26 protein-coding genes are annotated in these 25,553 nt (G+C 70.7%); 21 read left to right on the top strand and 5 right to left on the bottom strand.

From position 1 onward, the window contains the following. Nucleotides 1-39 precede the first annotated feature (39 nt). The 15 genes from ABUW04_RS23360 to murA all read left to right on the top strand — a co-directional run bounded on the left by ABUW04_RS23360 (nucleotide 40) and on the right by murA (nucleotide 14,338). Complete coding sequence (locus tag ABUW04_RS23360; protein WP_030257248.1) at nucleotides 40-687, top strand: arsenate reductase/protein-tyrosine-phosphatase family protein; 648 nt, start codon at nucleotides 40-42, stop codon at nucleotides 685-687. A gap of 88 nt (nucleotides 688-775) precedes the next feature. Next, nucleotides 776-2,017 carry a serine hydroxymethyltransferase gene (locus ABUW04_RS23355; protein WP_380566472.1) on the top strand — a complete coding sequence of 414 codons (1,242 nt, stop codon included), beginning with the start codon at nucleotides 776-778 and terminating at the stop codon, nucleotides 2,015-2,017. Nucleotides 2,018-2,169: 152 nt separating this feature from the next. Beyond that, a complete protein-coding gene (locus tag ABUW04_RS23350; protein WP_030257243.1) occupies nucleotides 2,170-3,513 on the top strand; it encodes an MraY family glycosyltransferase in 1,344 nt (447 codons plus the stop codon). 218 nt (nucleotides 3,514-3,731) lie between these two features. Then, the gene (locus ABUW04_RS23345) at nucleotides 3,732-4,181 is read left to right on the top strand and encodes a hypothetical protein (RefSeq protein WP_030257241.1); all 450 of its coding nucleotides are present in this window, start codon (nucleotides 3,732-3,734) and stop codon (nucleotides 4,179-4,181) included. A gap of 275 nt (nucleotides 4,182-4,456) precedes the next feature. Next, complete coding sequence (gene atpB, locus ABUW04_RS23340) at nucleotides 4,457-5,254, top strand: F0F1 ATP synthase subunit A (RefSeq protein WP_030257239.1); 798 nt, start codon at nucleotides 4,457-4,459, stop codon at nucleotides 5,252-5,254. A gap of 73 nt (nucleotides 5,255-5,327) precedes the next feature. Further along, complete coding sequence (gene atpE / locus ABUW04_RS23335) at nucleotides 5,328-5,579, top strand: ATP synthase F0 subunit C (protein ID WP_030257237.1); 252 nt, start codon at nucleotides 5,328-5,330, stop codon at nucleotides 5,577-5,579. A 39-nt stretch (nucleotides 5,580-5,618) separates the two neighbouring features. Then, nucleotides 5,619-6,167 (top strand): F0F1 ATP synthase subunit B, encoded by a 549-nt coding sequence (locus ABUW04_RS23330; RefSeq protein WP_030257234.1) that lies wholly within the window; start codon nucleotides 5,619-5,621, stop codon nucleotides 6,165-6,167. After that, a complete protein-coding gene (locus ABUW04_RS23325; RefSeq protein WP_030257231.1) occupies nucleotides 6,164-6,979 on the top strand; it encodes a F0F1 ATP synthase subunit delta in 816 nt (271 codons plus the stop codon). The genes ABUW04_RS23330 and ABUW04_RS23325 overlap by 4 nt, the downstream gene beginning before the upstream one ends. A gap of 153 nt (nucleotides 6,980-7,132) precedes the next feature. Further along, on the top strand, nucleotides 7,133-8,707 hold the full coding sequence (gene atpA, locus ABUW04_RS23320) for a F0F1 ATP synthase subunit alpha (RefSeq protein ID WP_030257230.1): 1,575 nt from the start codon (nucleotides 7,133-7,135) through the stop codon (nucleotides 8,705-8,707). 28 nt (nucleotides 8,708-8,735) lie between these two features. Continuing rightward, nucleotides 8,736-9,647: a F0F1 ATP synthase subunit gamma gene (locus ABUW04_RS23315; RefSeq protein WP_030257228.1), complete on the top strand. Its 912-nt coding sequence runs from the start codon at nucleotides 8,736-8,738 to the stop codon at nucleotides 9,645-9,647. Nucleotides 9,648-9,649: 2 nt separating this feature from the next. Continuing rightward, complete coding sequence (atpD, locus tag ABUW04_RS23310) at nucleotides 9,650-11,095, top strand: F0F1 ATP synthase subunit beta (RefSeq protein ID WP_030257226.1); 1,446 nt, start codon at nucleotides 9,650-9,652, stop codon at nucleotides 11,093-11,095. Between the two features lie 165 nt (nucleotides 11,096-11,260). Then, nucleotides 11,261-11,632, top strand: a complete 372-nt coding sequence (locus ABUW04_RS23305) for a F0F1 ATP synthase subunit epsilon (RefSeq protein ID WP_030257222.1) — start codon at nucleotides 11,261-11,263, stop codon at nucleotides 11,630-11,632. 165 nt (nucleotides 11,633-11,797) lie between these two features. Next, nucleotides 11,798-12,322, top strand: coding sequence for a DUF2550 domain-containing protein (locus tag ABUW04_RS23300; RefSeq protein WP_380566471.1), 525 nt, complete (start codon nucleotides 11,798-11,800; stop codon nucleotides 12,320-12,322). Between the two features lie 110 nt (nucleotides 12,323-12,432). Further along, a complete protein-coding gene (locus ABUW04_RS23295; protein WP_030257217.1) occupies nucleotides 12,433-13,005 on the top strand; it encodes a cob(I)yrinic acid a,c-diamide adenosyltransferase in 573 nt (190 codons plus the stop codon). 28 nt (nucleotides 13,006-13,033) lie between these two features. Continuing rightward, nucleotides 13,034-14,338 carry a UDP-N-acetylglucosamine 1-carboxyvinyltransferase gene (gene murA, locus ABUW04_RS23290; RefSeq protein WP_380566470.1) on the top strand — a complete coding sequence of 435 codons (1,305 nt, stop codon included), beginning with the start codon at nucleotides 13,034-13,036 and terminating at the stop codon, nucleotides 14,336-14,338. Between the two features lie 89 nt (nucleotides 14,339-14,427). Here murA and ABUW04_RS23285 read toward each other — a convergent pair whose 3' ends face one another. Continuing rightward, nucleotides 14,428-14,778: a hypothetical protein gene (locus ABUW04_RS23285; RefSeq protein WP_380566469.1), complete on the bottom strand. Its 351-nt coding sequence runs from the start codon at nucleotides 14,776-14,778 to the stop codon at nucleotides 14,428-14,430. Between the two features lie 196 nt (nucleotides 14,779-14,974). On the opposite strand from ABUW04_RS23285, the gene ABUW04_RS23280 reads away from it, so the two are divergent. The 3 genes from ABUW04_RS23280 (at nucleotide 14,975) to ABUW04_RS23270 (ending at nucleotide 19,125) form a co-directional block, all read left to right on the top strand. Continuing rightward, entirely contained in the window at nucleotides 14,975-15,829 is an 855-nt protein-coding gene (locus ABUW04_RS23280; RefSeq protein ID WP_030257210.1) for a 3-hydroxyacyl-CoA dehydrogenase family protein, read from the top strand. Nucleotides 15,830-16,049: 220 nt separating this feature from the next. Beyond that, on the top strand, nucleotides 16,050-16,391 hold the full coding sequence (locus ABUW04_RS23275) for an STAS domain-containing protein (protein WP_030257209.1): 342 nt from the start codon (nucleotides 16,050-16,052) through the stop codon (nucleotides 16,389-16,391). A 199-nt stretch (nucleotides 16,392-16,590) separates the two neighbouring features. Beyond that, nucleotides 16,591-19,125, top strand: coding sequence for an ATP-binding protein (locus ABUW04_RS23270; protein WP_380566468.1), 2,535 nt, complete (start codon nucleotides 16,591-16,593; stop codon nucleotides 19,123-19,125). Between the two features lie 40 nt (nucleotides 19,126-19,165). On the opposite strand, the gene nucS is transcribed toward ABUW04_RS23270, so the two are convergent. Beyond that, nucleotides 19,166-19,825 carry an endonuclease NucS gene (gene nucS, locus ABUW04_RS23265; RefSeq protein ID WP_030257204.1) on the bottom strand — a complete coding sequence of 220 codons (660 nt, stop codon included), beginning with the start codon at nucleotides 19,823-19,825 and terminating at the stop codon, nucleotides 19,166-19,168. A 524-nt stretch (nucleotides 19,826-20,349) separates the two neighbouring features. Here nucS and ABUW04_RS23260 point away from each other — a divergent pair. Further along, complete coding sequence (locus ABUW04_RS23260) at nucleotides 20,350-20,742, top strand: SCO5389 family protein (RefSeq protein WP_030257202.1); 393 nt, start codon at nucleotides 20,350-20,352, stop codon at nucleotides 20,740-20,742. A 105-nt stretch (nucleotides 20,743-20,847) separates the two neighbouring features. On the opposite strand, the gene ABUW04_RS23255 is transcribed toward ABUW04_RS23260, so the two are convergent. Further along, nucleotides 20,848-21,942, bottom strand: a complete 1,095-nt coding sequence (locus ABUW04_RS23255; RefSeq protein ID WP_380566560.1) for an LLM class flavin-dependent oxidoreductase — start codon at nucleotides 21,940-21,942, stop codon at nucleotides 20,848-20,850. A 368-nt stretch (nucleotides 21,943-22,310) separates the two neighbouring features. Here ABUW04_RS23255 and ABUW04_RS23250 point away from each other — a divergent pair, with 368 nt between their 5' ends. Then, on the top strand, nucleotides 22,311-22,649 hold the full coding sequence (locus tag ABUW04_RS23250) for a hypothetical protein (protein WP_030257196.1): 339 nt from the start codon (nucleotides 22,311-22,313) through the stop codon (nucleotides 22,647-22,649). Nucleotides 22,650-22,663: 14 nt separating this feature from the next. On the opposite strand, the gene ABUW04_RS23245 is transcribed toward ABUW04_RS23250, so the two are convergent. Both ABUW04_RS23245 and ABUW04_RS23240 read right to left on the bottom strand, forming a co-directional pair. Next, a complete protein-coding gene (locus ABUW04_RS23245) occupies nucleotides 22,664-23,431 on the bottom strand; it encodes an ABC transporter permease (RefSeq protein ID WP_030257193.1) in 768 nt (255 codons plus the stop codon). A gap of 1 nt (nucleotide 23,432) precedes the next feature. Beyond that, nucleotides 23,433-24,467 (bottom strand): ABC transporter ATP-binding protein, encoded by a 1,035-nt coding sequence (locus tag ABUW04_RS23240; protein WP_380566467.1) that lies wholly within the window; start codon nucleotides 24,465-24,467, stop codon nucleotides 23,433-23,435. Nucleotides 24,468-24,597: 130 nt separating this feature from the next. Between ABUW04_RS23240 and ABUW04_RS23235 the strand changes: the two genes are divergently transcribed. Then, nucleotides 24,598-25,401, top strand: a complete 804-nt coding sequence (locus ABUW04_RS23235; protein ID WP_380566466.1) for an alpha/beta fold hydrolase — start codon at nucleotides 24,598-24,600, stop codon at nucleotides 25,399-25,401. Nucleotides 25,402-25,553 lie beyond the last annotated feature (152 nt).

Raw genomic sequence — 25,553 nt, 5'->3', positions numbered from 1 at the left:
GGCGCCGTCATGCCCTTGGGTACCCGGTCGGGGAGACCGGTGCCCCGGCCGTACTACGGCGGCGCGGAACCCCGGCACGGCGCCTTCAAGATCCTCTACGTCTGCACCGGCAATGTCTGCCGCTCGCCGATCGCCGAGCGGCTGACCCGGCACGAGCTGACCGACCGGCTCGGCGCCCGGGCCGGCGACATCCTGGTGGAGAGCGCCGGCACCTGGGGGCACGAGGGCGCGCCGATGGAGTCCAACGCGGCCGAGGTGCTGGGCGAGTACGGCGCCGACACCGGCGGCTTCGTCGGCCGTGAGCTGCTCGACGAGCATGTGATCGGGGCCGACCTGGTGCTGACCGCGACCCGGGACCACCGGGCGCAGGTCATCTCCATGGGGCACGCGGCCGGGCTGCGCACCTTCACCCTCAAGGAGTTCACCCGGCTGGTGAAGGCGATAGACCCGGCCACCCTGCCGGAGGCCGCCGAGTCCCCGGCCGAGGTGGCGGAACGGGCCCGGGTGCTGGTCCGGGCCGCCGCCGCGCTGCGCGGCTGGCTGCTGGCGGCGACCCCGGAGGCGGACGAGGTGGACGACCCCTACGGCGCGCCGCTGGGGATGTTCCGCAACTGCGGCGAGGAGATCTTCGACGCCCTGGACCCGATCGTGACCGCCCTGACCGGTGTCGCCCGGGTGAGCGTCTAGCCGTCCGGCGGAACGATTCCGCAGAGCGCGACCCGGCACCCCGTCCTACAGTGAGACCGTCCGCACTGTGGAGCAGGGAGTGTGCACCATGTCCGACCCCGCCCTTGCGACCATCCTCGCGGCCGAGCGGGCACGGCGTGCGGACCAGATCGGACTGCTGGCGGGGGAGAACCACTCGGCCCCCGAGGTGCGCGCGCTGCTGGGCTCGGTCTTCGCGGACAAGTACGCCGAGGGCTACCCGGGGCGGCGGCACCACACCGGCTGCGCGCAGGCGGACGCGGTGGAGACGCTGGCCGTCGACCGGGCCAAGGCGCTGTTCGGCGCCGAGCACGCCAATGTCCAGCCGTACACCGGCACCGCCGCCGTGCTGGCCGCCTACGCCGCGCTGCTGCGGCCCGGCGACGCGGTGCTGGCGATGTCGCTGGCGCACGGCGGCCATCTGTCGAACGGCTCCGCGGCCAACTTCTCCGGGCGCTGGTTCGCCTTCACCGGGTACGGGGTGCGGGCCGGCGACGGGCTGATCGATCTCGACCAGGTCCGCGACCTGGCCCGGGTGGTGCGGCCGAAGGCGATCGTGGCGGGCGCCATCTCCTATCCGCGGGACGTGGACTGGGCGGCCTTCCGGGAGATCGCGGACGAGGTGGGGGCCTCGCTGATCGCCGACGCCGCGCAGACGATCGGCCTGGTCGCGGGCGGTGTGGTGGCTTCGCCGGTGCCGTACGCGGACGTGGTCTGCGGGGTGACCCACAAGGTACTGGGCGGGCCCAGGGGCGGGCTGCTGCTGTGCCGGGCGGAGCTGGCCGAGCGGGTGGACCGGGCGGTCTTCCCGTTCACCCAGGGCGGCCCCGCGGTGAACCAGATGGCGGCCAAGGCGCTGGCGCTCGGACGGGCGGCGCGGCCCGCCTTCGCCGAGTACACGGCTCGGGCGGTGGCCAACGCGCGGGCGCTGGGGGAGGGGCTGGTCGCCGAGGGACTGCGGCTGCTGACCGGGGGGACCGACACCCATCTGGTCACCGCCGACGCCAGGGGGCTCGGGCTGACCGGACGTGAGGCCGAGCGGCGCTGCGAGGCGGCCGGGCTGCTGATCGGCCGGTGCGCGGTGCCCTTCGACGAGGTGCCGCCCGCGGAGGCGTGCGGGATCAGACTGGGAACCGCCTGCGTGACCACCAGGGGGATGGCACCGGAGCAGATGGGCGAGCTGGCGGCACTGCTGGGCCGGGCGCTGCGGTCCGAGGACGGGGACGCGGAGGTGGCGGAGCGGGTGCGCGCACTGGCCCGGCGCCACCCCTTGGAGATGGAACGTCGGGCAGAAGAATCATCAGTGAATTGATCTGTAGACAAAACCGCAATGATGGTTGCGGGCGTCCCCGTCAATAAGGTGGTGCGCTGTGACGCTCCATCATGCACACCCAAACCACCAGACTCGGCCGCTATGCTCAGCCGTTGTCACGGGGGTGCCGACCGCAATTCTGGAGGGCGCAGGTGCGTGAGTTCCTGCTGACGCTGTGTGTCGCCACTGCGGTCACCTATCTGCTCACCGGCCCGGTGCGGAAGTTCGCGATCATCGCCGGCGCGATGCCGCAGATCCGTGACCGCGATGTGCACAAGGAGCCGACGCCCCGGCTCGGCGGGATCGCCATGTTCGGCGGCCTGTGCGCGGGCCTGCTGGTCGCCTCCCACCTGACCACCCTGTCCAGCATCTTCAACGGCAGCAGCGACGTGCGCGCGCTGCTGTCGGGTGCGGCGATCATGTGGATCATCGGGGTGCTGGACGACAAGTGGGGCGTGGACGCCCTGGTGAAGCTCGGCGGTCAGATGGTCGCCGCCGGTGTCATGGTCTACCAGGGCGTGACCGTGCTGTGGCTGCCGATCCCCGGCGTGGGCACCTGGGTGGTGCCGCAGACGCTGGGCACGGTGCTGGCGGTGGCGCTGGTGGTGATCAGCGTCAACGCGGTCAACTTCATCGACGGCCTGGACGGCCTGGCGGCCGGCATGGTCTGCATCGCCGCGCTGGCCTTCTTCGTCTACTCGTACCGGCTCTCCTACGGCTACGGCATCGCCGACGCGCTGCCGGCCACGCTGTTCAGCGCGGTGCTGGTGGGCATGTGCCTGGGCTTCCTGCCGCACAACCTGCACCCGGCGCGGATCTTCATGGGGGACTCCGGGGCGCTGCTGCTGGGCCTGGTGCTGTCGGTGTCGATGATCTCGCTGACCGGCCGCGTGGACCCGGCGGCGCTGATCACCGACAAGACCTACGGTTCGCAGACCCAGGCCGTGCACAGCATGGTGCCGATCTACATCCCGCTGCTGCTGCCGCTGACCGTGATCGCGATCCCGCTGGCCGACCTGATCCTGGCCGTGGTCCGGCGCACCTGGGCTGGCAAGTCGCCGTTCGCCGCCGACCGCCAGCACCTGCACCACCGACTGCTGGACATCGGCCACTCGCAGACCCGCGCCGTGCTGATCATGTACTTCTGGGCCGGCCTGTTCGCCTTCGGGACCGTCGCCTTCTCGGTGAACCGCACCCCGCTGCTGCTGGTGAAGATCGCCATGGCGGCCTGCCTGATCGGCATCGTGGTGCTGCTGATGCCCCGCTTCAAGCCGCACGCTCCCCGGATGGCGGAGCGCTTCCTCCCGCCGCGCTACCGCCATGCGACGGAGGACGACGACAAGGTAAGGGAAGTTCTTACCGAAGCGGTGGAGCGGCCTCCGGTCGCGAACGCCGATTCCCTCTCCCACGAGGACGAAGAGTTGCTTCGCAAGATCGGGACCGGTGCCCACGCCGCCGGACGCCATTCCGGCGCATCGGGACGAAACGGACGTTAGCTCCTACGGGTGAGTCGGATGTGGCAAGGAGCACAGGTCTAGGGTAAAGACCTCACCAAATAGCTTGTGATACCGTTCACGACGTCAGGAGAAGAGCCGAAGGACCTTATGGGAGAAGGTCGTTCGGTCGCGACCCGCCTCGCGGGTCTGTGATCCAGTGCTCGTTCTCCGCCTTCCCTTGATCGCCCTTTCCTTTGATTGCGCCGGAGTTGAAGACGATGCTGTCCAACGACGCCAAGATCCTGCGGGGATCGGCCGTACTGGCCGCTCCCGTCGGGATCGTCGCCGCTGTGCTCAGCACTGTCCTCGCCGGTGAGAAGGGTCTGATCGGCGCTCTGGTCGGCCTGGCCGTGGTCCTGGTGTTCTTCGGAGCGGGCTTCTGGGCCCTGATGCGGATCACCCAGGACAAGCCACAGCTGGTGATGTCGGCCGGCATGTTGGTCTACGCGGTGCAGATCCTGCTCGTGGGGGTCTTCATCGTGGTCTTCAAGAACACCACCCTGTTCAACGGCAGGGCCTTCGCCTTCACTCTGCTGGTCACCGCACTGGCCTGGGTGGGCGGGCAGGTCCTGCACACGCTGAAGTCCAAAACGCTCTATGTCGACCCGGAGCCTTCTGTGCCTGTGAAGTCGCAGTCCGTGAAGGCGAAGCCCCGAGATGGGGCATAAGGGCGGGCTAAAGACGGTTCATCCCGATCTGCTATCGTCCGGAATCGCATCCGGCCGAGACGGGCACCCCAGCCCCCTCGGCATGCGACGTACCCGGATCAGCAGCTGTAGCAACGGTGCAGATCCCGGCGGTGCCCGGTCCTCGGTCCCGAACCGAGTCGACCGCACCACCAACCCCACGTCCCCGTGCCGACTCGTGGCCATGAAGGCCGCGCCGACACACAAGGTTGCAGTTCTTATGCGTCACGACGAAGGAGTCACGGGTGAGTACCCACATGCTGCTCGCTGAGAGCGGGTGCCACATCACGCCCTCGGGCTGTGGTTTCCCCGCACCGGGTCTCAACTCGTTCAACTTCAAGCCGATCTTCAGCATCGGCAGCTTCGACTTCACCAAGCCGATGCTCCTCGCGCTCATCTGCATGGTGATCGTGGTCGGGTTCTTCTGGGCGGCCTTCGCCAAGCCCAAGCTGGTCCCCGGCAAGCTGCAGCTGGTCGGTGAGATCGGCTACACCTTCATCGCCCGTGGCATCGCCCGCGATGTGATCGGCAAGAAGGGCGACAAGTTCGTCCCCTTCCTGACCTCGATCTTCTTCTTCGTGTGGATCATGAACATCATGTCCATCATCCCGCTGGCCCAGTTCCCGGTGGCGTCGCGCTTCGCGTACCCGGTGGCCCTGGCTCTGCTGGTGTGGCTGACGTACATGTACCTCACGTTCAAGACCCACGGCTTCAAGGGCGGCGTCAAGAACCTGGTCTGGATGGAGGGGCTCCCGAAGCCGCTCATCCCGCTGATCGTGTTCCTCGAGTTCCTGCAGAACGTGATCACCCGTCCGTTCACCCTCGCAGTGCGGCTCTGGGCCAACATGTTCGCCGGCCACATGCTGATCGTCATGTTCAGCGTCGCGAGCTGGTACCTGCTGACCCCCTCGATCATGACGGCCTTCGCGGGCGGATCGTTCATCCTCGCCGTCGGCATGACCGCCTTCGAGGTACTGATCCAGTTCCTGCAGGCCTACATCTTCACGCTGCTCACTTCGCTCTACATCAGCGGAGCGCTCGAAGAGGGTCACTGACCCGCACTGCAGCACCCAACAGACTTCCGCTGGGAAGCCCCCCATCGGATCGCATCAAAGGAAGACAGGGAAAATGTCTGCCGCTCTCGAGACCATCAACCTCGCTGCCTCCACCGGCGTCAAGGGCAACCTCGGCGCCGTGGCCTACGGTCTGGCCGCCATCGGCCCCGGCGTGGGCATCGGTCTGGTCTTCGGCCACTCGATCGAGGCCATGGCCCGCCAGCCCGAGGCCATGCCGATCATCCGTCAGAACATGTTCCTGGGCTTCGCGCTCTGTGAGGTTCTGGCCCTGCTCGGCCTGGTCGTCCCCTTCATCTTCAGCTAAGCGACCGGCCAGTAGCCACACTCGACGAAAGGTTCAGACATGCTGAAGTTCTTGGCTGAGGGGGCGCCGCAGAATCCGCTGATCCCCGACACCGCGGAACTGATCATCGGCCTGCTCTGCTTCTTCATCGTCTTCGGCGTCCTCGGCAAGAAGCTTCTGCCCAACATCCAGAAGACTCTGGACGAGCGGCACGACGCGATCGAGGGTGGCCTGGAACGAGCGGAGAAGGCGCAGGCCGAGGCCAACCGCACGCTGGAGGAGTACAAGGCCCAGCTCGCGGAGGCCCGTCACGAGGCCGCTCGGATCACCGAGCACGCGCGTGAGCAGGGCGCCGTGATCATCGCGGAGATGAAGGAAGAGGGCCAGCGTCAGCGCGAGGCCATCATCGCCGCGGGTCACGCACAGATCGACGCGGACCGTCGCCAGGTGACGACGGCGCTGCGCCAGGACGTCGGCCGCATCGCGACCGACCTGGCCGGCCGGGTCGTCGGCGAGTCCCTGGAGGACTCCGCGCGGCAGAGCCGGATCATCGACCGCTTCCTCGACGAGCTCGACGCCAAGTCGGCTGCGGCGGCGGGTGCCAAGTGAGCAGCGCCACGCGTCAGTCGAACGCCGCAGCGCGTGAGCGCCTGGAGGCCCTGACCGACAGCGCGTCGGTCGACCTGAAGGCGCTCGGTGCGGACCTGCTGGCCGTGACCGGACTGCTGGACCGCGAGGTCGGGCTGCGCCGGACGCTCACCGACCCGGCGACGTCGGGTCAGCGCAAGGCCGACCTGGTCACCGCGCTGCTCGGCGGCAAGGTCGGTGCGGAGACGCTCGACCTGGTCTCCGGCATGGTGCGCTCGCGCTGGGCCTCCTCGCGGGACCTGGTCGACGGCATCGAGCAGCTCGCCGCCTTCACCCAGATCATCGCCGCCGACAAGGCCGGTGCGCTGGACGAGGTCGAGGACGAGCTGTTCCGCTTCGGACGGGTCGTCGCGGGCAGCACCGAGCTGCGCGCAGCGCTCACCGACGGCGCCGCTGCCAGGACCGCCAAGGCGGAGCTGGTCGAGCGGCTGCTGGACGGCAAGGCCAAGGCCCAGACCGTGCAGCTGGTCGGCGCTCTGGTCACCGAGCCGCGTGGACGTAGCCTGGAAGGCGGCCTGGAGGAGTACTCCCGGCTCGCCGCCAGCCGGCGCGAGCGCGTGGTCGCCCTGGTGACCGCGGCGGTGCCGCTGTCCGACGCCCAGAAGGAGCGCCTCGGCGCCTCGCTGGCGCGGATGGTCGGACGCCAGGTGCACCTGAACATCGACGTGGACCCCGCGGTCCTCGGCGGCGTTCGGATCCAGATCGGCGACGAGATCATCGAGGGCACCATCGCGAGCCGCATGGACGGCGCGCGGCAGGGCCTCGCTGGTTAAGCACAGCGGGCTCAAGCACAGCGGGCTCTAGCCCAAGCATTGTCCGACCCTCGGTCGGTTAAGCGGTCAGTTCACCAGACTGGCCGAGAGTCGAATACTTGCGGCCCTCCACGGGCGGGCCGAGGATCGCAACTAGGAGAGCAGGGAACCCAGATGGCGGAGCTCACGATCCGGCCGGAGGAGATCCGGGACGCACTGGACAACTTCGTCCAGTCGTACCAGCCGGACGCCGCCTCGCGTGAAGAGGTCGGCACGGTCGTCTACACGGCTGACGGTATCGCCCGAGTCGAGGGCCTGCCCTCGGTCATGGCGAACGAACTGCTGAAGTTCGAGGACGGTACCCTCGGCCTCGCACTGAACCTCGACACCCGCGAGATCGGTGTCGTCGTCCTCGGCGAGTTCAGCGCAATCGAGGAAGGCCAGACGGTCCGCCGTACCGGCGAGGTCCTCTCGGTCCCCGTGGGCGAGGGCTACCTCGGCCGCGTGGTGGACCCGCTGGGCCAGCCGATCGACGGTCTCGGCGAGATCGCCTCCAGCGGCCGCCGCGCCCTGGAGCTGCAGGCTCCCGGCGTCATGGTCCGCAAGTCGGTGCACGAGCCGATGCAGACCGGCATCAAGGCCATCGACGCGATGACCCCGATCGGCCGCGGCCAGCGCCAGCTGATCATCGGCGACCGCCAGACCGGCAAGACCGCGGTGGCGATCGACACGATCATCAACCAGCGCGACAACTGGCGCTCGGGCGACCCGAAGAAGCAGGTCCGCTGCATCTACGTCGCCATCGGCCAGAAGGGCTCCACCATCGCCTCCGTGCGCGGTGCGCTGGAGGAGGCGGGCGCGCTGGAGTACACCACCATCGTGGCCGCCCCGGCGTCCGACCCGGCCGGCTTCAAGTACCTCGCCCCGTACACCGGCTCGGCCATCGGCCAGGAGTGGATGTACGACGGCAAGCACGTCCTCATCATCTTCGACGACCTGTCGAAGCAGGCCGAGGCCTACCGCGCGGTGTCGCTGCTGCTGCGCCGCCCGCCGGGGCGCGAGGCCTACCCGGGCGACGTCTTCTACCTGCACTCCCGTCTGCTGGAGCGTTGCGCCAAGCTGTCGGACGAGCTGGGCGCGGGCTCGATGACCGGTCTGCCGATCATCGAGACCAAGGCCAACGACGTCTCGGCGTACATCCCCACCAACGTGATCTCGATCACCGACGGCCAGTGCTTCCTGGAGTCCGACCTGTTCAACGCCGGCATCCGCCCGGCCGTGAACGTCGGTATCTCGGTCTCCCGCGTCGGTGGCTCGGCCCAGATCAAGGCCATGAAGTCGGTCGCCGGACGCCTGCGTCTGGACCTGGCCCAGTACCGCGAGCTGGAGGCGTTCGCCGCCTTCGGTTCCGACCTGGACGCGGCCTCCAAGGCCCAGCTGGAGCGCGGCTCCCGCCTGGTCGAGCTGCTGAAGCAGGGCCAGTACCAGCCGTTCCCGATCGAGGAGCAGGTCGTCTCCATCTGGGCCGGCACCACCGGTCAGCTGGACGACGTGCCGGTCGCGGACGTCCGCAAGTTCGAGCGTGAGTTCCTGGACTTCCTGCGCCGTGAGCACAAGGGCGTCCTGACCACGATCGTCGAGACCAGCAAGCTCGAGGACGGCACGATCACCTCGCTGACCGAGGCCATCACCTCGTTCAAGCAGGAGTTCACCACCTCCACCGGTGCGCTGCTCGGCGACTCGGCCTGACGAGGGACGGAAAGGACGGTAACGACCCATGGGAGCACAGCTTCGGGTCTACAAGCGCCGGATCCGCTCTGTCACCGCGACGAAGAAGATCACCAAGGCGATGGAGATGATCTCCGCGTCGCGCATCATGAAGGCGCAGCGCGCGGTGGCCGCCTCCTCCCCGTACGCGGACGAGCTCACCCGTGCGGTGACCGCGGTCGCGACGAAGTCGAACGCCAAGCACCCGCTGACCACCGAGCCGGAGCACGCCGTGCGTGCCGCGGTGCTGGTGATCACGGCTGACCGCGGTCTGGCCGGCGGCTACTCCACCAACGCCCTCAAGGCCGCGGTGCAGCTGTCGGAGCGGCTCAAGGCCGAGGGCAAGCAGGTCGACATGTACGCCGTCGGCCGCAAGGCCGTGGGCTACTTCGGCTACCGCGACCAGCCGGTCGTGCAGGCTTGGACCGGCTTCTCGGACAAGCCGACCTACCAGGACGCCAAGACGGTGTCGGCGACGCTGATCGACGCCTTCGTGACGGAGACGGAGAAGGGCGGGGTGGACGAGCTCCACCTGGTCTCGACCGAGTTCGTCTCGATGCTCACCCAGAACCCGGTGGACGTCCGACTGCTGCCGCTGAGCCTGGCGGAGACGCAGGAGAACGCCAAGGAGCAGGGCCCGTTCCCGCTCTACGACTTCGAGCCGTCCGCGGAGGGAGTGCTCGACGCACTGCTCCCGCGGTACGTCGAGAGCCGGATCTACAACGCGCTGCTGCAGTCGGCCGCCTCGGAGCACGCCGCCCGCCGGCGCGCGATGAAGAGCGCGACCGACAACGCCGGAGAGCTCATCAAGTCGCTCTCGCGGCTTGCCAACTCGGCCCGACAGGCCGAGATCACCCAGGAAATCAGCGAGATCGTCGGTGGCGCCACCGCCCTGGCCGACGCGAACGCGGGGAGAGACTGACAATGACTGCCACTGTTGAGACCGCGACGGCCACCGGCCGTGTCGCGCGGGTCATCGGGCCGGTCGTCGACGTGGAGTTCCCCGTCGACGCCATGCCGGAGATGTTCAACGCACTGCACGTGGACATCGAGGCCACCGACGCCTCCGAGAAGAAGACGCTGACCCTCGAGGTCGCCCAGCACCTGGGCGACGGCCTGGTCCGCGCCATCTCCATGCAGCCCACCGACGGCCTGGTCCGCGGCGCGGGTGTCACCGACACCGGCTCCGCGATCTCGGTCCCGGTCGGCGACATCACCAAGGGCAAGGTCTTCAACGCCCTCGGCGAGGTGCTGAACGTCGACCGCGAGGAGTTCAACTCCCAGGTCGAGACCCGCTGGCCGATCCACCGCACCGCCCCGCGCTTCGACCAGCTCGAGTCCAAGACCGAGATGTTTGAGACCGGTATCAAGGTCATCGACCTGCTCACCCCGTACGTCCAGGGTGGCAAGATCGGCCTGTTCGGCGGCGCCGGCGTCGGCAAGACGGTGCTCATCCAGGAGATGATCTACCGTGTCGCCGAGAACTTCGGTGGCGTGTCGGTGTTCGCCGGTGTCGGCGAGCGCACCCGTGAGGGCAACGACCTCATCGAGGAGATGAAGGACTCCGGCGTCCTGGACAAGACCGCGCTGGTCTTCGGCCAGATGGACGAGCCCCCGGGCACCCGTCTCCGCGTCGCCCTGTCCGCACTGACCATGGCGGAGTACTTCCGCGATGTGCAGGGCCAGGACGTGCTGCTCTTCATCGACAACATCTTCCGGTTCACCCAGGCCGGTTCCGAGGTGTCGACCCTGCTCGGCCGCATGCCCTCCGCGGTGGGCTACCAGCCGAACCTGGCCGACGAGATGGGCCTCCTGCAGGAGCGCATCACCTCGACCCGCGGTCACTCGATCACCTCGATGCAGGCGATCTACGTCCCCGCGGACGACCTGACCGACCCGGCCCCGGCCACCACCTTCGCCCACCTCGACGCGACGACGGTGCTCTCCCGTCCGATCTCCGAGAAGGGCATCTACCCGGCCGTGGACCCGCTGGAGTCCTCGTCGCGCATCCTGGACCCGCGCTACATCACCCAGGAGCACTACGACACCGCCCTGCGCATCAAGGGCATCCTGCAGAAGTACAAGGACCTGCAGGACATCATCGCGATCCTCGGTATCGACGAGCTGAGCGAGGAAGACAAGACCACCGTCTACCGCGCCCGCCGCATCGAGCGCTTCCTCTCGCAGAACACCTACGTGGCGAAGCAGTTCACCGGCGTCGACGGCTCGACCGTCCCGCTCGACGAGACCATCCACGCGTTCAACGCCATTGCCGACGGCAAGTACGACTCCACCCCGGAGCAGGCGTTCTTCATGTGCGGTGGCATCGAGGACCTGGAGCGCAACGCCGCCGAGCTGGCCAAGAAGTAACCCTTCCTGGTCGACCTGGCAGGTGCTGAGGGGCGGCCCCGTACGGGACCGCCCCTCCGTTCTTACCCGAGGCCCAACCCCCGATTGCACTCTTGATCGGTTGGACCGTTATTCTTTCCGCAACCCGGGCTTTACGGCACGGGCATCAAGACCGAGGAGCCCACTGTGGCTGAGCTGCACGTCGAGCTGGTCGCGGCCGACCGCAAGGTCTGGTCGGGCGAGGCCACGATCGTCCTTGCCCGTACCAAGTCCGGCGACATCGGCATCCAGGCCGGGCACCAGCCCGTGCTGGGCGTGCTGGAGTCCGACCCGGTGACCATCCGCCAGGCCGACGGCACCACCGTCGTCGCGGCGGTGCACGGCGGTTTCCTGTCCTTCGCCGACAACAAGCTGTCGGTGCTGGCCGAGGTGGCCGAGCTCGCCGAGGACATCGACGTCGAGCGCGCCGAGCGGGCGCTCGCGGCCGCCAAGGCCGAGACGGAGGCCGGCGCCGCGCGCCGCGCCGAGGTCCGGCTGCGGGCGGCGTCCGGCCGCTAGGAGTTCGTTGCACGACCGGTCCCGGGGCACGCGAGTGACCCCGGGACTGCTGTATCTGTCGGCCTGACCGTCGTACGGGAGAACGAGAGTTACTCCCGGGACGGGGCGGCCGTTGACTAGGCACGGCATGGATTGCGGGCCGGCTGGCGAGGGAGGTGGCAGGGCGTGGTCCTCGTGGTGGTGGTCGTCGTGGCGGTGCTGCTCGCCGCCCTGCTCGGCCTGGGCGCGTTCGCCATGCGGCGGCGGTTGATCCAGCGGGTCGGCGGGACCTTCGACTGCTCGGCCCGGCTCCGGGTCGCCGCGCTGCCGGGCCTGCCGGTGCCGGACGCGGGGCCCGACGCGCCGCTGCCTTCCGGCTCGGCGCCGGCGCCGTCCGGCTCGGCCGTCGACAACGGCGGCAAGGGCTGGCTCTTCGGGATCGCGCGCTACAACCGGGACTCGGTGGAGTGGTTCCGGGTCTTCAGCTACTCGCCGCGGCCGCGGCGGGTGCTGCAGCGGAGCCGGATCGAGGTCCTGCACCGGCGGACTCCGGTCGGGCAGGAGGAGCTGGCGCTGCTGTCCGGGGCCGTGGTGCTGGTGTGCCGGCACGCGGGGGAGCCGCTTGAGCTGGCGATGAGTGAGGATGCCCTGACGGGGTTCCTGGCCTGGTTGGAAGCGGCGCCTCCTGGGCAGCGGGTCAACGTCGCCTGAGGGTGCACCTTTGAGCGTGGCTGGTGTTCGCGCAGTTCCCCGCGCCCCTAAATGGGGGCGCGGGGAACTGCGCGAGGACCATCTACGGCCCGCACGATACGCTCGCGCACATGGTCAACCTCACCCGTATTTACACCCGGACCGGCGACGACGGGACCACCGCGCTCGGGGACATGTCCCGTACCGCGAAGACGGACCCGCGGATCGCCGCGTACGCGGACAGCAACGAGGCCAACGCCGCCATCGGCGTGGCCCTCGCCTGCGGGGGGCTGTCGGACGACATCACGGCCGTGCTGACGCGGGTTCAGAACGACCTGTTCGATGTCGGGGCGGACCTGTGCACACCGGTGGTCGAGGACCCGAAGTACCCCCCGTTGCGGGTGCTGCAGAGCTATGTCGACCGGCTGGAGCAGGACTGCGACCGGTTCAACGAGGAACTGGAGAAGCTGCGCAGCTTCATCCTGCCCGGCGGCACCCCCGGTGCGGCCTACCTGCATGTGGCCACCACGGTGGTGCGCCGCGCGGAGCGCAGCACCTGGGCGGCGATCGAGGTGCACGGGGAGAGCATCAATCCGCTGACCGCGACCTATCTCAACCGGCTGTCCGACCTGCTGTTCATCCTCGCCCGGAGCGCCAACAAGGCCGTCGGCGACGTGCTCTGGGTACCGGGGGAGAACCGATAGCGGTCCGCCCGCCCCGTACGATGCCGGGATGGAACGGTTGCGAGTGGTGGGCGGCGCGAGGCTGGTGGGGCGGGTACGGGTGCCCGGGGCCAAGAACAGCGCGCTGAAGCTGATGGCCGCGTCGCTGCTGGCGCAGGGGGAGACCCGGCTGGAGAACCTGCCGCGGATCCTCGATGTGGAGATCATGGCGGAGCTGCTGCGGCGGATGGGCTGCACGGTGACCCTGGAGTGGTCGCAGGAGCCCGGCTTCCACAGCGGCACGGCGGTGATCGACGTGCCGGCCGAGCCCGAGCCCGGGCACGAGGCCGACTACGACCTGGTCCGGCGGATGCGCGCCTCGATCGCGGTGCTGGGCCCGCTGCTGGCCCGCTGCGGGAAGGTGCGGGTGGCCCGCCCCGGCGGCGACGCCATCGGCTCGCGCGGCCTGGACATGCACATCGACGGGCTCACCCGGCTGGGCGCGGTGATCACCAATGAGCACGGCTTCCTGCTGGCCTCGGCGCCGGACGGGCTCACCGGCGCCACCGTCGAGCTGGACTTCCCCAGTGTGGGGGCGACCGAGAACATCCTGATGGCGGCGGTGTTGGCGGAGGGTGCCACGGTCATCGACAACGCGGCCCGGGAGCCGGAGATCGTCGACCTCTGCCTGATGCTGCAGGCGATGGGCGCGAAGATCGGCGGTGCGGGGAGCTCCACCATCGAGGTGCAGGGCGTGCCGAGCCTGTCACCGGTGAGCTACGAGACGGTCCCGGACCGGATCGTGGCCGGGACCTTCGCCGTGGCGGCCGCGATGACCCGGGGCGACATCACCGTCGAGCACGCCCGCGCCGAGCACCTGCGGATCGCCCTGGACAAGATCACCGCCTGCGGCGCCGAGGTGGTCGAGATGCCGGACGGCTTCCGGGTGGTGATGGACCGTCGGCCCAGCGCGGTGGACGTGGTCACGCTGCCCTATCCGGGCTTCGCCACGGATCTGCAGCCGCAGTTCGCGGCGCTGAACGCGGTGGCCGAGGGCGTCGCGATGATCACCGAGAACATCTTCGAGGCGCGGTTCGTCTTCCTGCAGGAGCTGGCCCGGCTGGGCGCCCAGGTCCGCACCGACGGCCACCACGCGGTGCTCCGCGGCGTCCCCAAGCTGTCCGGTGCACCGGTGCAGGCGACGGACGTCCGGGCCGGCGTGGGGCTGGTGCTGGCCGGTCTGGTCGCCGAGGGGGAGACCCTGGTCACCGAGATACACCACATCGACCGGGGCTACGCCGGCCTGGTCGAGCAGCTGAACGCGCTGGGCGCCGACGTCACCCGAGAGGCGGACCCGGACGCCACCGCGTTCTGACGGGGCCGTCTGCAACCGGCCCGGTTGCAGACGGCCAGGGGCGCGGGGAACTGCGCGGCCAACCCACCACCTGCCGCAGCCGGGAACGGTCAGAACTCAGCCGACCCGCCGCCGCCCTTCTGCAGCTCCCGCAGCACCCGCCGCGCGCCCGCCGCGGACTCCGGCCAGACCATCAGCCGGGTGCCCTGGGTGGTGTCGACCACCGTGCAGCGGATGCCGGCCGCCTCCAGTACCGCGGTCAGCCGCAGGCTCTCCGCGGCGTCCGCGGGGGCGGCGACCGGGACCAGCAGGCCGTACTCGCCGGGGGCGCCGCGGCGGGCGGTCCGTGCCACCAGCGACCGTCCCCTGCGCGGGGTCCAGGTCCAGCGCAGCAGCAGCACCAGGACCACCAGCAGCACGACGGGGACGACCAGTTGGACGACGGGATTGACGCTGCCCATGGTGACCCTCCCGGTCCGCCCCCAGTGGCTGCTGTCCAGTATGGCGCCGCTCCGCCCCGCGGTGCCAGCGACCTGGTGAGCTTCGCCACTGGAGGGCGGTTCACCGTCGCCGGGTGCCGGGTGATGCCGTTAGATTCAGCGCAGCCGTCACACACACGGCGCCGTCGAGTGCAGAGATCTACCGAAGGACACCACAGTGGCCAAGCAGATCGCCGTCATCGGAGCCGGCCTGATGGGCTCCGGAATCGCCCAGGTCGCCGCACAGGCGGGGTACGAGGTGGTGCTGCGCGATGTCACCGACGCCGCGCTGGCCCGTGGGCTGGACGGCATCAGGACCTCCTACGCGCGCTTCACCGCCAAGGGCAGGCTCTCCGCCGAGGACGCCGAGGCCGCGCTGGCGCGGATCACCACGACCACCGACCTGGACGCGGTGGGCACCGCCGACCTGGTGGTGGAGGCGGTGTTCGAGCAGCTGGAGGTCAAGCAGGAGCTGTTCCGCGCGCTGGACCGGATCGCCCGTCCCGGCGCGGTGCTGGCGTCCAACACCTCGGCCATCCCGATCACCCGGATCGCCGCCGCGACCGGCCGGCCGGAGTCCGTGGTGGGGACGCACTTCTTCTCGCCGGTGCCGATGATGCAGCTGTGCGAGCTGGTGCGCGGCTACAAGACCAGCGACGAGACCCTGGCCGCCGCGCGGGAGTTCGCCGAGGGGGTCGGCAAGACCTGCGTGGTGGTCAACCGCGACGTGGCCGGCTTCGTCACCACCCGGCTGATCTCCGCCCTGGTGGTGGAGGCGGTGAAGCTCTACGAGTCGGGCGTGGCCACGGCCGAGGACATCGACACCGCCTGCCGGCTCGGCTTCGGCCACGCCATGGGCCCGCTGCAGACCGCCGACCTGACCGGGGTCGACATCCTGCTGCACGCCACCGGCAACATCTACAGCGAGACCCAGGACGAGAAGTTCGCACCGCCGGAGATCATGGCCCGGATGGTCACCGCCGGGGACCTCGGCCGCAAGAGCGGACGCGGTTTCTACGGCTACCAGGACTGATCCCGCGGCAGCAGGTGAGCTTGCTCACCTGCCGCTGTGCCGCCGGTCACTGTGCTCTTTTCAAGAGATGGACGATAATCGTGCGCAGTTCCGCGTCGAGAAGGGAACTCCTCACCCGAAGGAGTGAATTCACATCAGATTTCGCCGTGGCCAGCAACCCTGACACCTGGTTCCGCGTCAGATGAGAGAAGCATCAGTTCAACGCCACGGAGGAGCACGCATGCGGATCAGAGGTGACCACGCCCTGCTGGCCATCGAGGGCCGCCTCGACGTGCGCTCCGCGGCCGACGCCCGATCGGTGCTGCACCAGGCCGTCGACTACGGGCGCGGCGATCTGGTGCTGGACCTCTCCCGGCTGGAGTCCTGGGACGCCACCGGGCTCGGCGTGATCATGGGCACCCACCGCAGGGCCGGCCGCGGCGGTCGCCGGCTGGTGCTGCGCGGGGTGCCGGCGCAGTTGCAGCGGCTGCTGGTGGCGACCCGGCTGCACCGCATCCTGGCCATCGAGGGATACGTCCCGGAGGCCTTCGCCGCCGAGCCGGCGGTCTCCTCGGTCCAGTAGCACCCGGTCAAGGCCAGGTCGCAGGGGTCCCAGTATGACTTTCGCATAACGGTGTCCCCCAGAGACTCGCCCCGGCGTGTACGGCTGCGACAGAGTGTGCGAAAGTCCGGGGACCGGTGAGCTCATTGGGATGCGGGCGCATGCGCAGGCACAGCGCGGACAGGGCCCGGGCCGGGACGGCCCGGGGCGAAAGAGGATCATGAACCCACACAGCGTGGGCGGTGGCGCAGGCCAGGACGGACGCCCCTCGCACGACACCGAGTCGCCGACACTGGCCTTCATACCCCCGTCCGACCCGACGGCCAGGCATTCCGGCGGCGCTTCCACCGAGCTCGCCCGGATCGTCTCCTCCCACACCAAGGAACTGGAACCGGCCGCGCCCCCGAGCGGCGCCGCCGAGGGCAGGACCGACGGCAGCGGCAGGGCCGGCACAGTCGTCGCCGGGGAGCTGCGGCTGGCCGTGAACGCACCGGACGGCAGCAGCGCCACCGCCTGCCCGCCGGACCAGCGCCCGCAGCCGGTCCAGGCCCCGGTCGACTCCACCGTCCGGCCCCGCAGCGTGAGCGGCCTGCTGGAACGGGACGCCCTGTGCGAGCGGCTGCGCGGGCAGTTGCTGGAGGGCCGCTCGATCCGGCTGATCGGCGCCGCCGGCTCCGGCCGCTCGGCCATCCTGGACGCGGTCGCCTCGGCCTGCTCCGGGCTGGCGCCCGCCGGGGTGATCCGGCTCAGCGGCTGCTTCCGGACCCCGGCCGACCTGCTCCAGGACCTGTTCGCGGCCGCCTACGACTGCCCGGGATTCCGTCCGGGCCGCGCGCTGGCCCCGGAGATCATGCGCGACCTGTGCGCCATCGTGGTCATCGACGACGTCGAGTTCGGCGGCGAGGCGCTGGAGGAGCTGATCTCGGCCGCGCCCGAGAGCGCCTTCCTGCTCAGCTCCACCCCGGCGGCCGCGGCTCCGGTCGGCGACGGCGCGGGGGAGAACCGGCGGCTGGAGGACAGCAGGCTCCCGGGTCTGTCCCGGCAGTCCTCGCTGGCCCTGCTGGCGCGGCTGGCCGGCCGCACCCTGGACGAGACCGAGCGCGCCTGGGCCGTCGACCTCTGGTTCGAGTCCGAGGGCCTGCCGCTGCGCTTCGTCCAGGCCGCCGCCCTGCTACGGCACCGCGAGGCCGCCATCGAGGCGATGGCGGCGTTCGCGCCCGAGGAGGACGGCCCGGACGCCGCACCGCAGTTGACGCCCGGAAGCTTCGAGGCCTACCTGCGGCAGCACGGCGGTGCCGGCGGCTCCGGGGAGGCCGGCGAGGCCGCGCTGCCCGATCCGGTGCCGCTGCCCTCGGTGGCGGAGAGCGCCGCCCCGGCACTGCGGATCGCCCGCGGGCTGAGCACCGGGGCCCGGCGCACCTTGCTGCTGGCCGCCGCGCTCGGCGGGGTCTGCCCGAGCGCACCGCACCTGCCCGCGCTGGTCGACGTCGGCCACGGCGAGGTGGCGCTGGAGGAACTGGTCGAGGCCGGACTCGCGGCCCCGGTCGGCGCCCACCACCGGCTGGTCGACGGCGTCGCCGACCTGGTCGCCGGCGAGTGGCCGGTGCAGACGGCCCTGCGCGCGGCGGCCCAGCACTTCACCTGGTGGACCGGGCACGCCTCGGTGACGGAGCAGCAGATCGCCGACGAGGCCGAGGTTCTGCTGGCGACCATGCACGCGGACCGCGAGGCGGGCCGGCACCGCCAGGTGGTGCTGCTGGCCCGGGCCTGCGCCCCGGCCTTCGCGCTGGCGCTGCGCTGGGGCGCGTGGGAACGCGCGCTGCGGTTCGGCCTGGAGTCGGCGCGGGCCACCGCCGGTGTCGCCGAGGAGGCCTGGTTCCACCACGAACTCGGGGTGCTGGCGCTGTGCGTGGGCGCCTTCGACCGCTCCCGTGCGGAACTGGAGGCGTCGGTGGCGCTGCGCGGCGCCCTGGGCGACGCCAGGGGCTCCGCCGCGGGCCGGGCCGCCCTGCACCAGTTGGACGCCGCAGCGGCCCGCCAGGGCGGCCGCCTGGTGGCCGTGAGCGGCCGGAGCGGGTCCGGGCTGACCGGACTGCGGCGGGTGCTGCCGTTCGCGCGGCCGGCGCTGCGGCGGACGGTGCAGCGGCGCAGCTTCGCCGACAACTCGGTGTCCCGGCGTCAGATCGTGCTGGCCACCGTGGCCGTGGTGGCGATGGGCGCACTGGGCGCGGCCGCCGCCTACGGCATCGGGGCGTTCCAGCAGACCGGCGCCGGCAGCGGCGTGGTGGACCAGAACGTGGGCACCACGGCGCCGCAGAGCACCGGGTCGACCGACCCGGCCGGGATCCCGGCGGCGAGCGACTCGTCCTCCGCGAGCACCTCGGCCTCGGCCTCCCCGTCCGGATCGGCGTCCGCCTCGGCCTCCGGCGGCGCGACCTCCGGGAGCATCGGGTCGAGCGGCCCGGGCAGTTCCCAGGGGACCGGGCCCACCGGTGGCGCGTCGGGGCAGAGCAGCAGCCCCAGCGACCCGGTGCACTCGTCGCACCCGGCCGGCCACTCGTCGAGCCCGAGTCTGAGTCCCAGCAGCGCGGCCCCCTCGAAGTCGCCGAGCGCGAGCAGCTCGCCGCCGGCCAGCGCCTCCGCCTCGGCCAGTGCTTCCGCGAGCGCCTCGGCCTCGTCGACCTCGGGCACCACCGGGGCCACCAGCACCTCGGTTCAGGCGGACAGCGCTCCCACGGTCTCGGTGACGCCCTGACCCCGGTGCCGCGCCCTGACGCACGGCGGGGACGGCAGGCTCAGAACAGCTTGAGCTTGTCGTCCTCGATGCCGCGCAGTCCGTCGTAGTCCAGCACCACGCAGGAGATGCCGCGGTCCGCGGCCAGCACCCGGGCCTGCGGCTTGATCTGCTGGGCGGCGAAGACGCCCTTGACCGGTGCCAGCAGCGGGTCCCGGTTGAGCAGTTCCAGGTAGCGGGTGAGCTGCTCCACCCCGTCGATCTCGCCGCGCCGCTTGATCTCGACGGCGACGGTGACCCCCTCGTCGTCGCGGCAGAGGATGTCCACCGGGCCGATCGCGGTCGGGTACTCGCGCCGGATCAGCTTCCAGCCGGCGCCGAGCACCTCCATCCGGTCCGCCAGCAGCTCCTGGAGGTGCGCCTCGACGCCGTCCTTGATCAGACCGGGGTCCACGCCGAGTTCGTGCGAGGAGTCCAGCATGACCTCCTCCAGGGTGATGATCAGTTTCTCGCCACCCTTGTTCTCGACGGTCCACCTGCCCTCCTCCTCCTTGAGGGAGCAGGGCGGTGACATCCAGTTGAGCGGCTTGTAGGCGCGGTCATCGGAGTGGATCGCGACGCTGCCGTCGGATTTCACCAGGATGAGCCGGGGGGCGGACGGCAGGTGGGCGGTGAGCCGTCCCGCGTAGTCGACGGAACAGCGGGCAATCACGAGACGCATGGCCGACCACGCTAGCCCACCGGAGCCATTCGGAGCGATTCGGTCACCCGGTGATGATCGTCGCGAACGGTGTGTGTGCGGGGCCGCGTTCTGGACATACGAGGGGCTGCACATATGGTGCGTGCGCACACCGTGCCCTACGGTGAGTCACGGGACGTGACGGAGAGGGGGGACAGCATGGACAGCCGGACCGACCTGTCTCGATGGGAAGGATCTGGCCGGACTCGGGCCGGAATGTGTGGTTCCGCCCCCTGCGCGCAGTTTCCCTGCGAACCTGTTCTGTACGTCTCCCTCTGCTCCCCGGACAGCTGGGGCACAGGAGTTGGACGGTACGGGCGTGTACGTACCGACGTCGGGTGCCCTCCCGGTCCGGTGCGTGCGCGTCAGGCGCGACAGCACCACGGCACGGCAGCAAGCCAGCAAGGCACAGCAACACGGCACAGCACCTTCGCACAGCAGCGCCCCCGCGCTGTGGCACCACCTCGTGAGCCGTCCGGTCCGCGAGGTCCGCGAGAGGAGAACCCATGTCGCTCGACGTCTCACCGGCCCTGCTCGAGAAGGCCGAGCGAGGCGAGGTCGATGAGAGGGAATTCGTCGACTGCGTCCGCAACTCCCTGCCCTACGCCTGGGCCCTGATCAGTTCGCTGGTCGCCCAGCAGAAGGTCGACGGCAGCGAGTTCGCCGACAACCAGGTCCCGCCGCCCTCGGAGCAGGCACGTGGCCAGCTGCTCCGCGCGTTGGCGAGTGATGCGATCCGGGGATCGCTGGAGCGGCACTTCGGTGTCCGCCTGGCGTTCCAGAACTGCCACCGGGTCGCGGTGTTCCCGCCGGGCCCGGGTTCGGAGGCCCGGTACGCCCTTTTCACCTCCGTGCGCGCCCAACTGCTCAACCAGTCCGAGGAACTCAGGGACTGCTGAGCGCTTGAACGGCCGCTTGAACAGCTAGTCGAGCGCTGCCCGCACTCGGCAACGCGACCACTGGTCCGCCGACGTACCCCCGGATGTCGGCGGACCGGCGCGTTGTCAGGCCAGCAGCGGCAGCACCTCGGAGCCGAGCCGCTCGACATTGCGCAGCGTCAGTTCCCGGTCCCCGGAGCCCTCCACCAGCAGGGCGAAGCGACGCACCCCGGTGCGCTCGGCGGTGGCCGCCAGCCGGTCGGCGCAGAGCCTGGGCGTGCCCACCGCGTGCAGGTCGCAGAGCAGCTCGGTGTACTCGTGCGGATCGCGCATCCGCCGCTCCCGGCCGTCCACCGTGCGGTGCGCGGACAGGCCGTAGTGCAGCCAGCCCGGCATCGACTTGAGCAGCACCCGGCGGGCCTCGGCACCGCTGTCCTCGATCTGGGCCACGCCGGCCGCCATGTGCTCGGCCTCCACCCGCTCGATCTGCTCCTGGGTCCGCCCGGCCTCGCGCGCCGCCTTCCGGTAGGCGGCGACCATGGCGGCCTTGTCCTCATCGCCGGAGTGCATCCCCAGCAGCATCGGCAGGCCGCGTTCGGCGGCCAGTCTGACGGTGCCCAGCGAGGTGCAGGCCACCTGCACCGGCGGTCCGTCGCTGCCGGTCCGGGGGCGCACCCCGGCGTACTCCGGACCGCGGGCCCCGCCGAGGGCGGGGAACGGCAGCGGCTGCTCGGTGGCCCTGGGCACCACGGCGACCTCGGGGAAGCTGTAGCGGGGCCCGGAGGCGCCCACCCTGGCCGAGCGCAGCCAGCGCAGCAGCAGGTCCAACGACTCGGTGAAGCCGCTCTCGTAGGCCTCCGCGCCGGCGCCGAACACCTCCAGGTCCACCCAGGGGCCGCCACGGCCCACGCCGAGCGTGAACCGGCCGCCGGAGGTGAGGTGCAGCAGCGCGGCCTGCTCGCCGAGCGCCACCGGGTGCTGGGTCGGCAGCACGCTCACCGCGGTGCCGATCCGGATCCTGCTGGTACGGCCGAGCAGCAGCGCGGCGAGGGTGGCGGCCGAGGGGCAGACGCCGTAGGGCACGAAGTGGTGCTCGGCCAGCCAGACGCTGTCCAGCCCGGCGTGCTCGGCGGCGACCGCCGCCGAGACGGCGCGGTCCAGCGCTTCGGCGTGGCCCTGGCCGGGGAACTGCGCGGCGAGCAGGAAGGCGCCGGTGCGGATCGGCCCCGGACCGCTGCGGACCGCGGCGGGGGCGGTGCGCTGGCGCGGCACCCGCATCCGGGCGCCGAGGTCCGGGGTGTCGCCGCTTCTGGACGCGGCGGTGCGGACGGTTCTGGTCCTACTGGGCATGAGGGGAATCAGCTCCTAGGTCCCGCGGGGAACTTCGGTCCCGCATCTCCCTCTGGAGTAACTCATGTCATGTGCCGCTGGCACACGGATTCGGGCCCGCGAGCCCGATAACGGGTGGAAATGAAGCCTCACCCTGGATCTGCGAGAGATCTTGTGCTAAAGGGGAATTCGGGACGCTATCGTTGTTTTCACCGGCCCCCTCAAGGGGTCCAGCATCCCCCATCTACCCAGGGAGTCCCGTGTCACCGCGCCGAAGTCGCCCCCGGAGGAGTGAGCAGCCGGAACCGCGTTCGGGCGGCTACAGCGGGCTGGGCTGGACCCTGGGGCAGACCGACAGCTACGGCGGCGAGGACTGGCAGGTGCGCCCGGTCGCCGGGGACAGCGGCAAGTCCTACCGCTGCCCCGGCTGCGACCAGGAGATCCCGCCCGGCGTCGGCCACCTGGTGGTCTGGCCGCTGACCTCGGTCAGCGGCACGGCCGGGGTGGACGACCGCCGGCACTGGCACCGCGCCTGCTGGAACGCCCGCGAACGCCGCTCGGCGGCCGTCCAGCGCGGCCGCAACGCTCCGAAGTACTAGGAAGTACCAGACCGTCAGGCGTCCCGCCGCTTCAGCAGGGCGTACCCGCCGAGCAGGCAGGCCGCGGCCCAGGCCAGGCAGATGAAGAAGCCGGCCAGCGGGCCGTAGGGCACCGAGGTGCTGGGCACCACGTGGACCATCTGCGATCCGGCGGTGTCCGGGAAGTAGCGCGCGACGTTCTTGACCTTGGGCACGGCGGACAGGATCGGCGAGATCAGGAAGAAGAACGGCATCAGCAGCCCCAGCGAGAGCACCGGCTTGCGCAGCATGAAGCCCACGCCCAGGGACAGCAGCGCGATCAGCGTCATGTAGAGCGCCATCCCGACCACCGCGCGCAGTACGCCGTGGTCGCCGATCGACACGTTGTGGTCGCCGAGCAGGGCCTGGCCCAGGAAGAAGGTGACGAAGCTGGTCACCAGGGCGACCGGCAGCACCAGCAGCAGCACCACGGCGGTCTTGGCGAGCAGCAGGGTGGCCCGCTGCGGGACGGCGGCCAGGGTGGCCCGGATCATCCCGCTGCTGTACTCGTTGCCGACCACCAGCACCGCGAAGACGATGACGGCCAGCTGGCCCAGGTAGACGCCGGAGAAGCTGGTGGAGGTGGCGTCGAAGGTGAGCCGGTCGCTCTCGGACATGCTGTTCCACTGGCTGTTGGTGACCGCGGAGATCACCGCGCCCAGGCCCGCCGTCACCACGAAGGCGACCAGCAGGGTGATCCAGGTGGACTTGACCGTCTTGACCTTGACCCACTCGGAGAGCAGGACCGCACTGAAGTCGCCCATCTCAGCTCTCCTTCCGGCGCTTGCCGCCCGGCTGCTGCCACTGCGCGCCCCAGCCGCCTCCGCCGCCCTCCTCGGGCGGGGGCGGTGCGATGCCGGCCGCGCTCCCCTGATTGACCGGGATGGCGGAGCCGTCGGCGCCGGTCCGGTACTCCACCGAGTCCGCGGTCATCTGCATGAAGGCCTCCTCCAGCGACGCCCGCTGGGGGCTGAGTTCGTGCAGGGCGATGCCGTGGTCGCGGGCCAGGTCGCCGATGGTGGCCGGGTCGCCGTCGACGACCTCGAAGCCGCCGTCGGTGAGCGGCCTGGGGGTGATGCCCGCGGTCGCCAAGGCCTCCAGCAGGGCCTCCGGCTGCGGGGTGCGGACCCGGACGAAGCCGTGCGAGTTCTGGTCGATGAACTCGTCCATCGACAGGTTGGCGAGCAGCCGGCCCTGGCCGATGACCACCAGGTGATCCGCCGTCAGCGCCATCTCGCTCATCAGGTGCGAGGAGACGAAGACCGTGCGGCCCTCCTGGGCCAGCAGCTTCATCAGGTTGCGGACCCAGAGGATGCCCTCCGGGTCGAGGCCGTTGACGGGTTCGTCGAACATCAGGATCTTGGGGTCCCCGAGCAGCGCGGCGGCGATGCCCAGCCGCTGGCCCATGCCCAGCGAGAAGCCGCCGGACTTGCGCTTGGCGACCTCGCGCAGCCCCACCATGCCAAGCACCTCGTCGACCCGCCCGACCGGGATGCGGTTGCTCCTGGCGAGCCACAGCAGGTGGTTGTAGGCGGTGCGGCCCGGGTGCACGGCCTTGGCCTCCAGCAGCGCGCCGATGTGCTTCAGCGGCTGCCGCAGCTGGTGGTAGGCCCTGCCGTCGATGGTGACGCTGCCGCTGGTGGGGCGGTCCAGGTCCAGCATCATCCGCATGGTGGTGGACTTGCCCGCGCCGTTGGGACCGAGGAAGCCGGTGACCACGCCCTGGGGGACCTGGAAGCTGAGCCCGTCCACGGCGAGCTTGTCGCCGTACCGTTTGGTCAGCTCATGGACCTCGATCATCCCAGCTCCTCAATCCGCCCGTTCCTGGTCACTGTGCGTCAGACTAGGGCAGAAGGGGGCAGGATGCCGGTTCGATAGGGCCGACCGGTCGCTCCCGGCCATCGGCATCCGGCGCGCATAGGCTTCCGGCATGACCGATCGCATCTCCGTACGTGAGGCCGGCCACGGCACCCCCCTCGTGCTGCTGCACGCCTTCCCGCTGTCCTCCCGGATGTGGCGGGAGCAGTTGGACGAGCTGCCGGGAGCCGACGGATCCGAGGCCCGGGTCCTCGCCGTGGACCTGCGCGGCTTCGGCGGCACCGAACTGGGCGACGACGAGCCCTCGCTGGACCTGCTGGCCGACGACGTGGCCCTGCTGCTGGACCGGGCCGGGATCGAGCGGGCGGTCGTCGGCGGGCTGTCCATGGGCGGCTACGTCGCCATGGCGCTGGCCCGCCGCCATCCTGACCGGCTGTCAGGGCTGCTGCTCGCCGACACCAAGGCCAGCGCGGACACCGAGCAGGCCCGGGCCAACCGCGAGCGGGTCGCGGCGGCGGTGCTGGCCAGGGACAGCGTGCGGCTGCTGGTGGACGAACAGGTGCCCTCTCCGTTGCTCGGGGCCACGTCGGTGCGGGAGCGGCCGCGGCTGGAGGAGCGGCTGCGGGCGATGGTCGAGGAGGCCTCGCCACGGGCGGTGGCCTGGGCCCAACGCGCGATGGCCTCCCGCCCGGGTTCGCTGGACGTCCTGGCCGGGGTACGGGTCCCGGCGCTGGTCCTGGTCGGCGAGGAGGACGCGATCACTCCGCCGAGCGACGCCGAGGCGATGGCTGCGGTGCTTCCCGACGTGGTCCTGACGGTCCTTCCGGCGGTGGGGCACCTGTCGGCGATGGAGTCGCCTGACGCCTTCAACTGGGCGGTCCGGGGGCTCCTGGCGCGGGTGGGGGACTTCGACTGACGGACCGTAGGGGGTTGGCCGCGCAGTTCCCCGCGCCCCTGGGTAGGTGCAACTTGCTCGCAGCGGGTCAGTTGCAGCCCCCCAGGGGCGCGGGGAACTGCGCGACCGACCATCTACGGGCCCGCAGACGAAAACCCGGTCCGTACCCCCGC

It is taken from the genome of Streptacidiphilus jeojiensis (assembly GCF_042510965.1).
Taxonomy (GTDB): Bacteria; Actinomycetota; Actinomycetes; order Streptomycetales; family Streptomycetaceae; genus Streptacidiphilus; species Streptacidiphilus jeojiensis.
This window is presented reverse-complemented; position numbering and strand designations above follow the sequence as displayed.

Coding starts and splice junctions, on each gene's coding strand:
- ABUW04_RS23355 (WP_380566472.1), top strand. CDS start 776: ATGTCCGACCCCGCCCTTGCGACCATCCTCGCGGCCGAGCGGGCACGG.
- ABUW04_RS23345 (WP_030257241.1), top strand. CDS start 3,732: ATGCTGTCCAACGACGCCAAGATCCTGCGGGGATCGGCCGTACTGGCC.
- atpB (WP_030257239.1), top strand. CDS start 4,457: ATGCTGCTCGCTGAGAGCGGGTGCCACATCACGCCCTCGGGCTGTGGT.
- atpE (WP_030257237.1), top strand. CDS start 5,328: ATGTCTGCCGCTCTCGAGACCATCAACCTCGCTGCCTCCACCGGCGTC.
- ABUW04_RS23330 (WP_030257234.1), top strand. CDS start 5,619: ATGCTGAAGTTCTTGGCTGAGGGGGCGCCGCAGAATCCGCTGATCCCC.
- atpA (WP_030257230.1), top strand. CDS start 7,133: ATGGCGGAGCTCACGATCCGGCCGGAGGAGATCCGGGACGCACTGGAC.
- ABUW04_RS23315 (WP_030257228.1), top strand. CDS start 8,736: ATGGGAGCACAGCTTCGGGTCTACAAGCGCCGGATCCGCTCTGTCACC.
- atpD (WP_030257226.1), top strand. CDS start 9,650: ATGACTGCCACTGTTGAGACCGCGACGGCCACCGGCCGTGTCGCGCGG.
- ABUW04_RS23295 (WP_030257217.1), top strand. CDS start 12,433: ATGGTCAACCTCACCCGTATTTACACCCGGACCGGCGACGACGGGACC.
- murA (WP_380566470.1), top strand. CDS start 13,034: ATGGAACGGTTGCGAGTGGTGGGCGGCGCGAGGCTGGTGGGGCGGGTA.
- ABUW04_RS23285 (WP_380566469.1), bottom strand. CDS start 14,778: ATGGGCAGCGTCAATCCCGTCGTCCAACTGGTCGTCCCCGTCGTGCTG.
- ABUW04_RS23275 (WP_030257209.1), top strand. CDS start 16,050: ATGCGGATCAGAGGTGACCACGCCCTGCTGGCCATCGAGGGCCGCCTC.
- ABUW04_RS23270 (WP_380566468.1), top strand. CDS start 16,591: ATGAACCCACACAGCGTGGGCGGTGGCGCAGGCCAGGACGGACGCCCC.
- nucS (WP_030257204.1), bottom strand. CDS start 19,825: ATGCGTCTCGTGATTGCCCGCTGTTCCGTCGACTACGCGGGACGGCTC.
- ABUW04_RS23260 (WP_030257202.1), top strand. CDS start 20,350: ATGTCGCTCGACGTCTCACCGGCCCTGCTCGAGAAGGCCGAGCGAGGC.
- ABUW04_RS23245 (WP_030257193.1), bottom strand. CDS start 23,431: ATGGGCGACTTCAGTGCGGTCCTGCTCTCCGAGTGGGTCAAGGTCAAG.
- ABUW04_RS23240 (WP_380566467.1), bottom strand. CDS start 24,467: ATGATCGAGGTCCATGAGCTGACCAAACGGTACGGCGACAAGCTCGCC.
- ABUW04_RS23235 (WP_380566466.1), top strand. CDS start 24,598: ATGACCGATCGCATCTCCGTACGTGAGGCCGGCCACGGCACCCCCCTC.